The sequence below is a fragment of the Polaribacter sp. Z014 genome, assembly GCF_023555435.1.
In the GTDB taxonomy this organism is placed as follows: domain Bacteria; phylum Bacteroidota; class Bacteroidia; order Flavobacteriales; family Flavobacteriaceae; genus Polaribacter.
The window spans coordinates 292,848-307,297 of the sequence record NZ_JALCZP010000003.1; the positions used below are offsets into that span (position 1 = coordinate 292,848).

The following is a 14,450-nucleotide window of genomic DNA, read 5'->3' on the forward strand; positions in this document are numbered from 1 at the left end:
CGTTAAAAAAATAACAAATAAAATTTATAAAAAAACAACTTTACTGCCTACTGCCTACTGCTAACTGACGACCGACGACTGAATACTGATGTTACACCAACTCTATTCTATCTTCTTTAATAAGAATTAGTTTTTGTCTATATAAATTTCCAACAGCTTTTTTAAAGGCTTTTTTACTCATTTTCATATGAAAACGAATAGAATCTGGAGAACTTTTATCTGTTAATAATAAAAAACCTTCTCTACTCTCTTTTAATTTTGTCAATACTTTCTCTACATCCGAATCTATTACATTTCTAAAACCTTGTGGTCTCAAAGAAACATCTATTTTTCCGTCTTCACGTATTTGCTTGATGTATCCTGTAACTTCCATATTCTCTTCTAATTCCTGAAAAACTTCACTTCTAAAAAGTAAACCATCAAATTCTTCATTAATTAAAACGGTATACCCTAAATTGGTTTCTGTCTCAATTACTAAGCTAACTTTATCTCCCTCTTTCAAGTACATCTCTACCTCTTCCGAGTTATTTTCGTCATCTTGCAAGTTCTCTTCTTCGTCGTATAAATCTTCTTGTAAACTCATTATTGTATATATTTAAAATATTCTTTTAAAATTAAATTATTTTCTTCACTTGGCGTAAAGATTTCTAATATTTTTGGTTTTTCTGATGCTTCATAAAAACCTTGTAAATGTTCCTGTACTCCTTCTGTAGAATTTGCTTGTAAATAATCGAAATGATACATTTTACATAAATGCTCTGCAGTTAATGTATGTGGGGTTTCAAAATATTTTGAAGCATTGGTAGTTCCTGGTCCCGGAATAATTTTAAAAATTCCACCACCAGAATTATTGATTAATATAATTCTAAAATCCTTCGGAATATTAGCGTTCCACAACGCATTACTATCATAGAAAAAACTAATATCTCCAGAGATAAAAACCGTCTGCTTTTCACTTGCAAAAGCGGCTCCAATTGCCGTTGAAGTACTTCCGTCAATTCCGCTTGTTCCTCTATTACAAAACACCTTGTTTGATTTATCAATAGAAAACAATTGTGCATATCTAATAATAGAACTGTTACTAATTTGCAACTTACTATTAGCAGGAATACTTTCTACAACCTGCTCAAAAACTTTAAAATCTGAATGTGTTGCTTTTGATAAATATTCTTGATGCTTTACTCGTTTTTCATCACGAATTTGCAACCATTTTTGTTGATACTTACTTTCTTTTTTTATTATTTCTTTATTAAATTTCAAAAAGAAATCTAATGGTTTTATTTGTATAAATTCCGACAAACAGAAAAACGTATTTACCGCTTTCTTTTCATCTATATTCCAATGATGTTTTGGTTGATATTTTCTTAAAAACAGTTTAATTTTCTTAGAAACAATCATGCCTCCAAAAGTAATTAACACCTCTGGTTTTAAATCTTCAAACTGATTTTCATCCAAAGAAAAAATTAACTGATCTATAGAATTAACAGACTTTTCTTGATGTAAATTAGAAGTTGTTTCTGTTAAGATTAACACAGATTCATCCTCTGCATACAAATCCATTAATTTATGTAAATCGGCATCAGGATAATTAACACCAACAAGAATCATTTTCTTTTCTGCTGAATTCCATATTTTTGATAAATTACCATAATCAATATGAGAATTATCTAAAAAACTTAAAGCAATATGCGGAAAATTAAAACTTTGCATTTCTTCAACAGTTTCATACAAAGGTTCATCAAACGGAACGTTTATATGCACAGGTCCTTTTTGTGAAACTGCTATTTGCAAAGCTTCTCCTATTAATTGAGAATTACGTGTTTTATATTTCTCGTTCTCAATTAGATTGGCAGCGAACAAAATATGATTATCAAACACATTTTCTTGACGAATCGTTTGCCCGTCTCCAATATCAATTAAATGTTTTGGTCTATCCGCAGAAATTACAACCAACGGAATGTTGCTATAAAAAGCTTCTGCAATTGCCGGATAATAATTTAACAACGCAGAACCAGAGGTACAAATAATGGCTACAGGTTTCTGAGTTTGTTGCGCAATACCTAATGCAAAAAAAGCAGCACAACGCTCATCTACCACACTTAATGCTTTTATTCCTGGGTGATTAGAAAAACCAACCGTTAACGGAGCATTTCTAGATCCTGGAGAAATAACAACGGTATCAATATGAAATTGAATACATGCTGAAATTACAATTTGTGCTAAAGGTTTCTTTGGGTACATTTAATATAGTTGCAAAGTTACAAAGCCGCAAAGTTACAAAGTCCAAAAGTTATTGAAGATAAAAAAGTCGCAAACTTTCATTTATTACTATGAAAGTTAACGACTCTTTAATTTTATTTATTAGCTATTAGCTCGCAAACAAGTTTAGCCCTGATTGAGCGGTCTGTTTGAGCTCTTTTTTGCCTTTTTAGCAAAAAAAGCGAGTAGCGAAAGCAGGAAATAGCTTCAAATAAACATTTTCCACACTCAATTCCCACCACAGCTCCTTCCCTTCGGTAAGGTTAGGATGGGCTTATTAATTCCCTTTTTGGTAATCTGCTAAAAATGTAGCCAAACCACTATCTGTTAAAGGGTGTTTTAACAAACCTTCAATAGCGCTTAAAGGTCCAGTCATAACGTCAGATCCTAATTTTGCACAGTTAATAATATGCATTGTATTACGCACAGAAGCTGCTAAAATTTGAGTTTCGAAACCGTAATTGTCATAAATTAAACGAATTTCTTTAATCAAGTTCATTCCGTCTGTAGAAATATCATCTAAACGACCAATAAACGGAGAAACATACGTTGCTCCTGCTTTAGCAGCCAATAAAGCCTGACCTGCAGAAAACACTAACGTTACGTTTGTTTTAATTCCTTTAGAAGAAAAGTATTTACACGCTTTTACACCGTCTTTAATCATTGGTAATTTTACCACAATCTGAGGATTTAAAGCAGCCAAAGCTTCTCCTTCTTTTACCATTCCGTCAAAATCTGTAGCAATTACTTCTGCAGAAACATCACCATCTACCAATTCACAAATTGCTTTGTAATGGTTAATAATATTTACTTCGCCAGTAATTCCTTCTTTAGCCATTAAAGATGGGTTTGTAGTAACTCCGTCTAAAATACCTAAAGCTTGCGCTTCTTTAATTTGCTCTAAATTTGCAGTGTCAATAAAAAATTTCATTTATATATATTTAGTTGTAATTGTTCTTAATAATTGTCATCTCGAGCAGAGTCAAGAGGTTTTGGGCGTTCGAGCGGGCTTTACGCACTCGCTTTTTTTGTTAAAAAACAAAAAAGAGCTCAAACAATTGCTTCAATCCCTAACGCAAAGATAGTTAGTTCATAACAATTCTTAGAAGTTAAATAAAGATATTTTCAGACCTCACAGGTTTTAAAAACCTGTGAGGTCTTGATCAGAATCTACAATTTATAATGGTTCATTAAAATCTTCTCATACATTCTATCTGGTAAAATTCGTTTTAAAACAATAGAGAATTTTTCCATAAAACCACCAACCTTGTAATGTATTTTCGGGTTTTTAGTTTCTATAATCTTATGCACCGCTTTTGCCATTTCTATCGGATCCATTCCTCCGCTTACATGCGCGTCCATCAAATTTAAATTCATTTGATAATTTTCTTTGTAAGCAGAATCATCAAAAACAGGCGTATGATATCTTCCTGCAGCAATATTGGTTGCAAAATCTCCAGGAGCAACACAAGCAACTTTAATCCCGAATGGTTTCACTTCCATACTGGTCGCTTCCGTTATTGTTTCTAAAGCTCCTTTTGTGGCAGAATATAATCCTCTGAAAGGCAATCCCATATAACCAGCAATAGAAGTTACGTTTATAATAGTACCCGATTTTTGTTTGCGCATTTGTGGTAAAGCCGCTTTCATTACATCTACAGCACCAAATAAGTTCGTATTAAAAACAGCACGCATTTCATCTGTTGGCGTATCTTCAATTGGGCCAGTAATTCCCATTCCTGCATTATTCACCAAAACATCCAACCTACCTTCTTTCTTGATAATAAAATCGATTGCCTTATTTATAGTATCCACTTTTAAAACATCTAAAGCAATCAGATCAAAAGAAAAGTTTTCTGAGTTCTTAGGGTTTCTGCTTGTACCATAAACTTTATATCCTTTTTCAGATAAAAACGTAGCAATAGATTTTCCTATTCCGGACGAAGCACCGGTAATTAATACAACTTTACTCATAAAAATTTAAAATTCTAGAATTAAGATTCAATGTTTACTAAGTAACATCTTTAAATATTAGCAAATATCTTAAAACTAAGTGTAGAAAACTAAAAAGGAGAAAGTTAATAACTATTATAAAAAAGAAAAATTCTGAAGAAGTTCAGAATTAAATTATAGTAAATAAAAAATGGCAAGCTACCTACATCACACTGCTACAACCTAATACCTTTGCTGCGTTCCCGCCCTGGAGGATTCAAAGGGAGCTAGTTGTGTAGGACTTGCCGCGGCAAATTTACAATCTATTTTTATTTTGACAATAAAAAAAGTGTAAATTTTTTGTAACATTTTCAACAGTCTGAATACTAATGTATTGTTGTGATAGTAAACAAACTTTTATGAATAATTAAAAACTATCAACAATGAAAACAATATATTTGTATAACTAAACTTTTAAAAAAAAAATGGAAAATCAAGCAAATAGTAAAAACATCATACTAAATTACGGTCTATACTTAGGTCTTATTGGTGTAATTACACACTTAATTCTTTTTGCCACAGGAACTTTATTAGAATTTCAATGGATAAATAGTGTTGTAAGTTTTATTGCTATGATAACGCTTATTATAATAGGTATTAAAACATTTAGAACAGCAAATGGTGGTTTTATTTCTTGGGGAGAAGGCGTTAAAATAGGTTTAGGAATAACAATGATTAGTGCCGTAATTGGTTTAGTTTACACATTAATTTTCATGAATTTCATAGACCCTACTTTTCAACAACAAGCTATGGAATTACAACAACAAAAATGGTTAGATTTTGGTATGACAGAAGAACAAATTGATGCTTCTACTGCAATGGCAGAAAAATTTCAGTCTCCGGGCATATTATCCGCTATTATTTTAGCAACATCCGCATTCTTTGGTTTTATTGTTTCTGCAATAGTTGCAGCAATCATGAAAAAAAACGAAGAAGAAACATACTAAATTTTAATATTCTAGGTTTTGTACAAACTAAACTTTGAATTATAAATATTGAATAAAAAGAACATGGATATCTCGGTAGTAATACCACTTCTTAACGAAGATGAATCTTTACAAGAATTATACGATTGGATTGCAAAAGTGATGCAATCCAATCGTTATTTATATGAAATTATTTTTATTGATGATGGCAGCACAGATAATTCTTGGAATGTAATTGAAAAACTATCAACCAAACATACAGAAGTAAAAGGAATTCGGTTTCAAAAAAACTATGGAAAATCTCAAGCTTTAGACGCTGGTTTTGAAATGGCAAAAGGTGACGTAGTTATAACCATGGATGCCGATTTACAAGACAATCCAGATGAAATTCCTGAATTGTACGATTTAATTATTAAAGAAGATTTCGATCTTATTTCTGGTTGGAAAAAGAAACGTTATGACAATGTTATCACTAAAAACATACCTTCTAAATTATTTAATGCAGCAGCCAGAAAAACATCTGGTTTAAAACTAAACGATTTTAATTGCGGATTAAAAGCGTACAAAAACGAGGTGATAAAATCTGTAAAAGTAAGTGGCGAAATGCACAGATACATTCCGGTTTTAGCTAAAAATGAAGGGTATACTAAGATTGGCGAAAAAGTAGTACAACACCAAGCAAGAAAATACGGAGAAACAAAATTTGGAATGGACCGTTTTGTAAATGGTTTTTTAGATCTGATTACTATTTCTTTTTTATCTAAATTTGGTAAAAGACCCATGCATATTTTTGGACTTTGGGGAACCTTAATGTTTTTATTCGGAATTACATCTGCCTTTTACATTGGTGCTTTCAAACTTTATAAAGTATTTAATGGCATAAAAACAATTTTAATTACAGATAATCCTTGGTTCTATATTGCATTAACTTCCATGATTTTAGGAACTTTATTATTTTTAGCCGGATTTATTGGGGAACTCATAATAAAAACAAAGAGCAACGAAAAACACTATACAATTAAAGAAAAACTCAATTTCTAAATAGTATATTTGTACATAAATTAAGTAATACAACACAATCTCTATACAATGGATAATATTTTAGACAAAGCAAAACAATGGTTAACATCAACTTTTGACGCTGAAACTCAAACAGAAATTCAAGATCTAATCACAAATAACCCAGATGCTTTAGCAGACCGATTCTATAAAAACATGGAATTTGGTACTGGTGGAATGCGTGGAATTATGGGTGCAGGAACCAACAGAATTAATAAATACACCTTAGGTAGAGCAACACAAGGCTTGTCTAATTACTTAATAGAAAACGTAAAAAAAGAACAATTAAACGTAGTAATTGCTTTTGATTGTAGACATAATAGTAAAAAGTTTGCAAAGATTGTAGCAGATGTCTTATCTGCAAATAATATAAAAGTATTTCTTTTTGAAGATTTACGTCCTACTCCAGAATTATCTTTTGCTGTACGTCATTTAGGATGTGATGCAGGTATTGTATTAACGGCATCTCACAACCCACCAGAATATAACGGATATAAAGTGTATTGGGCAGACGGTGGACAAATTGTTCCTCCGCATGACGGTGGAATTATTGGAAACGTAAATGCATTAGACTTCTCTGAAGTTAACTTTAATGCAAATGAAGATTTAATTGAGGTAATTGGTAAAAATGTTGATGATGTATTTATTGAAGCTTCTGTAAAAAACGGATCTTTATCTGACAAAATTGATAGAAAGAACTTAAAAATTGTATTTACCTCTTTACATGGTACTTCTATAGTTTCTGTACCAGATGCATTAGCAAAAGCAGGATATACAGATGTACATATTGTTGAAGAACAAAGAGTACCTAATGGAGATTTCCCAACAGTAAAATCTCCAAACCCAGAAGAACCAGAAGCTTTAAAAATGGCTACCGATTTAGCAAACAAAATTGGTGCTGATATTGTAATTGGTACGGATCCTGATTGTGATCGATTAGGTGTTGCTATTAGAGATTTAGATGGTAACATGAAATTAATGAATGGGAACCAAACAATGGTTGTTATGACAGAATTCTTGTTAAAAAAATGGAAAGAAGAAGGTAAAATTAAAGGAAATCAATTTGTAGGTTCTACTATTGTTTCTACTGAGTTAGTAAATGATGTTGCCGCTAGTTATAACGTAGAAACCAAAGTTGGTTTAACAGGTTTTAAATGGATTGCTAAAATGGTAAGAGATTTCCCTGAACTCGATTTTATTGGTGGTGGAGAAGAAAGTTTTGGATATATGGTTGGTGGTTTTGTAAGAGATAAAGATGCTGTAACAGCAACTCTTTTAGCTTGTGAAGTTGCTGCTTATGCAAAACAAAACGGAGCTTCTTTTTATGAAGAATTATTAGAGATTTATATTAAAAACAGCTTCTACAAAGAGCATTTAATTTCAATTACTAAAAAAGGTATGGATGGTGCTGCAGAAATTCAGCAAATGTTAAGTGATATGCGTAACAACCCTTTAACAGAAATTGATGGAGAAAAAGTAGAATCTCTTTGCGACTATGATGCATCAACAAAAAAGAATTTAATTACTGGTGAGGTAACTGCTATTGACATGCCTAAATCTAATGTGTTAATATATCAAACTACATCAGGAACAAGAATTGCTGCAAGACCAAGTGGAACGGAACCAAAAATAAAGTTCTACTTTAGTGTAAACACCAAATTAGACAACGCTAAAAATGCTAAAGCTACGGAAGCCGCATTAGATGCTAAAATTCAAAGAATAATTAAAGAAATGAAATTGAATTAATGAATCATTTTAAAGACATTTTAAAGTTTGCAAAACCTTACAAAAAATTTGCATTGTTAAATGTGTTTTTTAATATTTTATATGCCGTTTTTAATGTACTATCTGTACTCGGTTTTATTCCTGTTTTAGGTATATTATTCGGTAAAGAAGAAAAAGTACATCAAAAACCTGTGTATGACGGCATAAGCAGTATTTACGATTATGTACAAGGCTCTATTAATTTCTCTGTTACTAACATGTTAGATAACGGAGGAATTGATAAGGCATTATTATTTATTTGCGTACTTTCTTTTAGTTTATTCTTCTTTAAAAATCTTTTTAGATACCTAGCTTCTTATGTTTTAGCTTTTCTTAGAAATGGAGTTGTTAAGGATATTAGAGATAAATTATACAATAAAATATTAGAATTACCCATCGCCTATTTTTCCGAAAAGAAAAAAGGAGATACCATTGCTAGGTTAACCGCTGATGTAAAAGAAGTAGAAACTACATTTTTAACTTCTTTAGAAACCATTGTTAGAGAACCTTTAACAATAGTTTTTACACTTATTTCTATGTTTGCCATAAGTGTAAAATTAACTTTATTTGTTTTTATATTATTACCAGTTTCTGGGTTTATTATATCATCTATCAGTAAAAAATTAAAAGCGAACTCTTTATTAGCACAACAAGAAACCGGTAATTTTTTATCTTTTATAGAAGAAACCCTAACTGGTTTACGCGTTATAAAAGCTTTTAATGCAGAAAAGAGAATAGAATCTAGATTTACAGATTCTACAGACAAATACAGTAAACTGATGACCAAAGTTATCCATAGAAAATCTATGGCATCGCCTATGAGTGAGTTTTTAGGAGTTACTACAATCATTGCCATTCTTTGGTATGGAGGTAAATTAGTTTTAGGTGAAAATAGCGATATGAAACCACAAGAGTTTTTTGGATATATTGGTTTATTTTACCTCGTATTAAACCCTGTAAAAGCTATTGCAACAACTTATTCAGATATTCAAAAAGGAGATGCATCCGCAGAAAGAATAATGGAAGTTTTAAATACTGAAAACAGTATTAAAGACAAACCAAATGCTATTGTTAAACAAAATTTTGAAAATGAAATTGCTTTTAAAAATATTTCTTTTAAATACAAAAAAGAATATGTTCTAAAAGATTTTTCTTTAACCGTAAAAAAAGGACAAACTGTAGCCTTGGTTGGTCAATCTGGAAGTGGAAAATCTACATTAGCAAACCTTATTACTCGCTTTTATGATGTAAACAAAGGTGAAGTTACCATTGATGGAGAAAACATTAAGGACATTACTAAAAAGTCTTTACGTGGCTTAATGGGAATTGTAACTCAAGATTCTATTTTATTTAATGACACCATTGCTAACAATATAAAATTAGGAACCGAAAGCGCCTCTGAAGAAGCTGTTTTAGAAGCTTCTGAAATTGCGAATGCTAATGAGTTCATTCAAAATTTACCGGCAAAATTTGAAACTAATATTGGTGATAGTGGTAACACACTTTCTGGCGGACAAAAACAACGTTTGTCTATTGCCAGAGCTGTTCTAAAGAATCCACCAATTATGATATTGGATGAAGCAACTTCTGCTCTCGATACCGAATCTGAACAATTGGTACAAGTTGCCTTAGAAAAGATGATGCAAAACAGAACTTCTTTAGTGATTGCACACAGATTATCTACCATACAGAAAGCAGATAAAATTGTAGTACTAAAAAAAGGAAAAATTGTAGAACAAGGAAAACACGAAGAATTATTGGCTATAAAAGGCGAATATTTTAAACTGGTTTCTATGCAATCTTTAAGCTAAAATTAATATTAAGATGGGCGTCCTTACTTTTTTTAAAAGAAATAAAACCTTTTATTATATTAAAAATGGTTTCTTAGATGCTTTACCTAGAAGTTTTTTCAACAAAAAGTTAAAACTTTGGATAGGTTATCAGAATAAATATCCTAAAAAGTTAATTGAAGAAAGAGTTACTTATTACATCAATAACAAACTACCTCAAAAGAAAATTGATGGAATTCAATTAAAAAATTTCCAAAAAAAAGGTCATAAAAGTATGTACTATTATGACTTAATGAAATATGGTCGATATTTTAATCAAAATTTAGTTGTAAAATTCTTATTTGGAGATGTAGACACCAACGTAGCAAGTCCTACTTTTGTAAAAAGCAGACCTATTAATCACAATGGAAATTCCGTTCTTTTACCTTTAAATAAATTAAGACATTTTAATTTTATTGATGATACCACACCTTTTTCTGATAAAAAAGACGAAATTGTTTGGAGAGGAATTACGCACAAGGAAAATAGAAAACTGCTTGTAGAGAAATTTAAAAATAGAAAAGGTTTTAATATTTTACCTATTTTTCTAAAAGATAAAAACAAGACGAATTTTATCAGCATAAAAGAACAATTAAAATATAAATTTATCTTGTCTATTGAAGGCAATGATGTAGCCACGAATTTAAAATGGATTATGTCTTCTAATTCTCTGTGTTTTATGCCTAAACCAAAATTTGAAACTTGGTATATGGAAGGAAAACTAAGACCCAACCATCATTATGTTTTAATAAAAGATGATTATTCTGATATGGAAGAAAAAATGAATTTTTATTCTAAAAACATAGAAGAAGCTGAAAAAATAATACAAAATGCAAAAAATTGGACACTACAATTTAAAGATACTAAATTAGAAAAAGTACTCTCTTTATTAGTAATGAATTCCTATTTTAAACAAACCCAACAACTTAAATAAAAACGATGCATATTTTAATAGTAAGCAAAGGCAGTATTCCTGTAACTTTATACGGAGGAACAGAAAGAGTAATTTGGAGTTTGGGAAAAGAACTCAACAATTTAGGACATAAAATTACTTTTTTAGTAAAAAAAGGATCGCATTGTAATTTCGGTAATGTTATTCACATAAATGATGAAGTTGATATTCTTAGTCAAATTCCAAATAATATTGATGTTGTTCACTTTAATTTCCCTCCAAAAAATATTGAAACATTAAAAAAACCCTATGTAATTACAAAACATGGAAATGCAAATGATACACCAGAATTAGATGCTAACACCATTTTTGTATCACAAAACCATGCCAAAAGATTCAACTCTACTTCTTTTGTTTACAACGGATTAGACTGGAGCGAATATAGCAAACCAACTTTAAAAGCACCTAAAGACTATTTTCATTTTTTAGGTAAAGCCGCTTGGAGAGTAAAAAATGTTACAGGAGCAATTAATACAATAAAAAAGACGAAGAAAGAAAAAATTAAAATTTTAGGAGGCGTTCGTTTTAATGTTAACATGGGAATTCGTTTTACCTTTTCGACCCGAGCATCCTTTTACGGAATGATTGGCGGACAACAAAAATTCGATATTTTAAACGAATCTAAAGGACTGGTTTTTCCTGTAAAATGGCACGAGCCTTTCGGTTTAGCAATTACAGAAAGCTTGTATTATGGTTGTCCTGTTTTTGGAACACCTTATGGTTCTCTCCCAGAAATTGTAACCAAAGAAGTTGGTTTTTTATCTAATAATGCTTCTGACTTAGCAAGTTCTATTGAAAATTACTCAAATTTTTCAAGAAAAAAATGTCATGAATACGCACAAGACGTATTCAATGCAAAAGTGATGGCTTTAGCCTATTTAGAAAAATATGAATTGGTTTTAAATAACAAGAAATTAAATTTGACACCGCCTCATAAAAATGCTGTTATCGAACCTAAATTTTTGGATTGGCAAGAATAAGAACTATCCCAAAGTTAAACCTAAACTTTTCCCTTTTTCAATCATAAAATTATAAGAAGCTTGTTGTTCATTTGGTATTTCACCCTCTAAAATAGCTTCTTTGATTGCTTCTTTTATTTGACCGATTTCTCTACATGGTTTTAAATTAAAAGCTTTCATAATTTCTTCTCCCGTAACTGGTGGTTGAAAATTACGAATATTATCTCGCTCTTCAACCTCTTTAATTTTAGCTCTTACCAACTCAAAATTTTGATGATAACGCTTAAATTTCTTTGGGTTTTTGGTGGTAATATCTGCTTCACACAAGGTCATTAAAGAATTAATATCATCGCCAGCATCAAAAACCAAACGCCTTACAGCAGAATCTGTAACTTCGGTTGCCAACACAATAGGTCTAGAACTTAACATAACCATTTTCTGAACAAACTTCATCTTATTATTTAATGGCATTTTTAAACGCTTAAATAAACGATACACCATTTTAGAACCTACAAACTCATGCGCATGAAAAGTCCAACCTACTTTTTTACTAAATTTTTTGGTCGGTGCCTTTCCTATATCATGTAATAAAGCTGCCCAACGCAACCAAACATCTTCCGTATTTTCAGAAATATTATCTACTACTTCTAAGGTATGATAAAAATTGTCTTTATGTTTTTGACCTTCTACCTCTTCTACTCCTTTTAAAGCAATTAACTCCGGAAGAATTTGCTTTAACAAACCTGTTTTCTCTAACAATAAGAAACCAATAGAAGGTTTTGGAGATGCTAATATTTTATTTAATTCATCTACAATTCTTTCGCGAGTAATAATTTTTAATCGATACCCATTTCTAGTAATTGCTTCTACAGATTCTGTTTCTATATTAAAATTTAATTGCGTTGTAAAACGAATGGCACGCATCATTCTTAAAGGATCATCAGAATAGGTAATATCTGGATTTAATGGCGTTTTAATTACCTTATTTTTTAAATCTTCAATTCCGTTAAACGGATCTAATAATTGCCCAAAATTTGTTTCATTTAAACTTAAAGCCAAGGCATTTATGGTTAAATCTCTTCTATTTTGATCGTCTTGTAAAGAACCTTCTGTTACATTTGGATTTCTACTATCTTCTGTATAAGACTCTTTTCTTGCACCAACAAATTCAATTTCTACGTCCTTATAACGCAACATAGCAGTACCGTACGTTTTAAAAACCTGAACTTTTGGTTTATTCGGCAATAGTTTAGAAACTCTTTGAGCTAACTCAATTCCGCTTCCTACAGCAACCACATCAATATCTTTTGCATTGCCTCTTTTCAATAAAAAATCACGTACAAACCCACCAATCACAAAACTATCAACCCCTAATTCTTTTGAGGCTTTAGAGATTACACTAAATATTTCTGATGAGATTGCTTCTTTAAAAAAAATTTTTTGCATGAATTTATTTATTGTGATTTACTAGGTTTATGTGCAGTAAAATTCCCTAATAACATTAAAACCTCTTTATTAATTGAACCGCAAAATTAACATTTAATTTAAGACTAGAAAAATAGTTTTGCATCCCTTTTAAATAATCAATAAGACTTTATGAAAGCAGATTTTTGTATATAGAAAAATACTTTTCGGCAATTACATCATCATTAAATTTCTGCACAAATTTAAAGCCTTTCTCAATCATGTTATTTGCTAACCTTTCATCGTATAAAACCAGTTGTATTTTACTTGATAAAGCCTCAACATCCTTAGGAGTAACATACATAGAATCAGGACCACCTGCTTCAGAAAAACAACTACCTGTACTTGTAATAACCGGTGTTTTAGAATATAATGCCTCTATAATCGGAATTCCAAACCCTTCAAAAACACTGGGATATACAAAAACGGATGCCAACTGATAAATTGCAGATAATTCTGGCATGCTTACATTTTCTAAAAAATGAACTTTTTTTTCTAACTGATTATCCTTTATATAGCTTTCTAAAACTTTAAAATAAGACGTTTTACCTCCAATAATTATTAAAGGAACATCAATATTTTCAATAGCCTTTATAAGAGATAAAATATTTTTCCGCTCGTTTAAAGCACCTACATTTAATATAAATTTTTCTGGTAGCTTAAACTTATCTTTAACCTCTCTTTTAAATACAGTAGATTTTTCTTCTATAAAAGTTGCATGACAACCTTGGTAAATAACGTCTATTTTAGCTGCATCAATTTTTAAATACTGTACAATATCTCTTTTAGTTTGTTCGCTAATCGCGATAATTTTATCAGCATTATTAGCCGAAAACTTTACTTTTTTAAGATGTATAATTCTATCAAAAAAAGAGTATAACTTAGGATATCTAATAAAAATTAAATCGTGTATGGTAACAACACTTTTTATTTTTGAATTCTGTACCCCACCTGGAAGTTCTCCTGTTAATCCGTGAAAAATTTGAACACCATCTTTTTCCAATTGATGTAAAATAGGACCTTGTCTCCATATAGACGAAAATTTTCTCCAGAATTTCGTTTCGGGTAAAATTTCAAAAATATTTTCTTTTGGTTGAAGTCGTTTTACTTTTTTCGGTTTTGGATTGTATAAATTATAAGTATTATGCGGATAAAACTCTGATAAAACCCTAACCAAATCTCTACCATAATTACCTAAACCAGAAGTGTTGTGATAAATTCTTTTTGCATCAAATCCTATTTTCAT

At 30.7% G+C, this 14,450-nt stretch carries 12 protein-coding genes and 1 other RNA gene; 6 read left to right on the plus strand and 7 right to left on the minus strand.

What is annotated here, in order from left to right; genetic code table 11:
- Positions 1 to 91: 91 nt before the first annotated feature.
- From MPF19_RS06505 to ffs, 5 genes are all read right to left on the minus strand, one after another.
- On the minus strand, positions 92 to 583 hold the full coding sequence (locus MPF19_RS06505; protein WP_249987321.1) for a S1 RNA-binding domain-containing protein: 492 nt from the start codon (positions 581 to 583) through the stop codon (positions 92 to 94).
- Complete coding sequence (gene menD, locus MPF19_RS06510; RefSeq protein WP_249987323.1) at positions 583 to 2,241, minus strand: 2-succinyl-5-enolpyruvyl-6-hydroxy-3-cyclohexene-1-carboxylic-acid synthase; 1,659 nt, start codon at positions 2,239 to 2,241, stop codon at positions 583 to 585. Before menD ends, MPF19_RS06505 begins: the two co-directional genes overlap by 1 nt.
- Positions 2,242 to 2,536: 295 nt before the next feature.
- Complete coding sequence (gene fsa / locus MPF19_RS06515; RefSeq protein WP_249987324.1) at positions 2,537 to 3,190, minus strand: fructose-6-phosphate aldolase; 654 nt, start codon at positions 3,188 to 3,190, stop codon at positions 2,537 to 2,539.
- A gap of 239 nt (positions 3,191 to 3,429) precedes the next feature.
- Positions 3,430 to 4,233 carry an SDR family oxidoreductase gene (locus MPF19_RS06520; protein WP_203393582.1) on the minus strand — a complete coding sequence of 268 codons (804 nt, stop codon included), beginning with the start codon at positions 4,231 to 4,233 and terminating at the stop codon, positions 3,430 to 3,432.
- A 167-nt stretch (positions 4,234 to 4,400) separates the two neighbouring features.
- Positions 4,401 to 4,499: signal recognition particle sRNA small type (ffs, locus tag MPF19_RS06525), an RNA gene on the minus strand.
- Between the two features lie 177 nt (positions 4,500 to 4,676).
- On the opposite strand from ffs, the gene MPF19_RS06530 reads away from it, so the two are divergent.
- From MPF19_RS06530 to MPF19_RS06555, 6 genes are all read left to right on the plus strand, one after another.
- On the plus strand, positions 4,677 to 5,198 hold the full coding sequence (locus MPF19_RS06530) for a DUF4199 domain-containing protein (protein ID WP_203393583.1): 522 nt from the start codon (positions 4,677 to 4,679) through the stop codon (positions 5,196 to 5,198).
- 63 nt (positions 5,199 to 5,261) lie between these two features.
- Positions 5,262 to 6,218 carry a glycosyltransferase family 2 protein gene (locus MPF19_RS06535; RefSeq protein WP_203393584.1) on the plus strand — a complete coding sequence of 319 codons (957 nt, stop codon included), beginning with the start codon at positions 5,262 to 5,264 and terminating at the stop codon, positions 6,216 to 6,218.
- Between the two features lie 48 nt (positions 6,219 to 6,266).
- Positions 6,267 to 7,982, plus strand: coding sequence for a phospho-sugar mutase (locus tag MPF19_RS06540; protein ID WP_249987326.1), 1,716 nt, complete (start codon positions 6,267 to 6,269; stop codon positions 7,980 to 7,982).
- Positions 7,982 to 9,811 (plus strand): ABC transporter ATP-binding protein, encoded by a 1,830-nt coding sequence (locus MPF19_RS06545; protein ID WP_249987328.1) that lies wholly within the window; start codon positions 7,982 to 7,984, stop codon positions 9,809 to 9,811. The genes MPF19_RS06540 and MPF19_RS06545 overlap by 1 nt, the downstream gene beginning before the upstream one ends.
- 13 nt (positions 9,812 to 9,824) lie before the next feature.
- The gene (locus MPF19_RS06550) at positions 9,825 to 10,763 is read left to right on the plus strand and encodes a glycosyl transferase family 90 (protein ID WP_249987329.1); all 939 of its coding nucleotides are present in this window, start codon (positions 9,825 to 9,827) and stop codon (positions 10,761 to 10,763) included.
- A 5-nt stretch (positions 10,764 to 10,768) separates the two neighbouring features.
- Complete coding sequence (locus MPF19_RS06555) at positions 10,769 to 11,761, plus strand: glycosyltransferase (protein WP_249987331.1); 993 nt, start codon at positions 10,769 to 10,771, stop codon at positions 11,759 to 11,761.
- Positions 11,762 to 11,764: 3 nt separating this feature from the next.
- On the opposite strand, the gene MPF19_RS06560 is transcribed toward MPF19_RS06555, so the two are convergent.
- Together MPF19_RS06560 and MPF19_RS06565 are read right to left on the minus strand one after the other, a co-directional pair.
- Positions 11,765 to 13,186 (minus strand): CCA tRNA nucleotidyltransferase, encoded by a 1,422-nt coding sequence (locus MPF19_RS06560; protein ID WP_249987332.1) that lies wholly within the window; start codon positions 13,184 to 13,186, stop codon positions 11,765 to 11,767.
- A 148-nt stretch (positions 13,187 to 13,334) separates the two neighbouring features.
- A complete protein-coding gene (locus tag MPF19_RS06565) occupies positions 13,335 to 14,450 on the minus strand; it encodes a glycosyltransferase family 4 protein (protein WP_249987333.1) in 1,116 nt (371 codons plus the stop codon).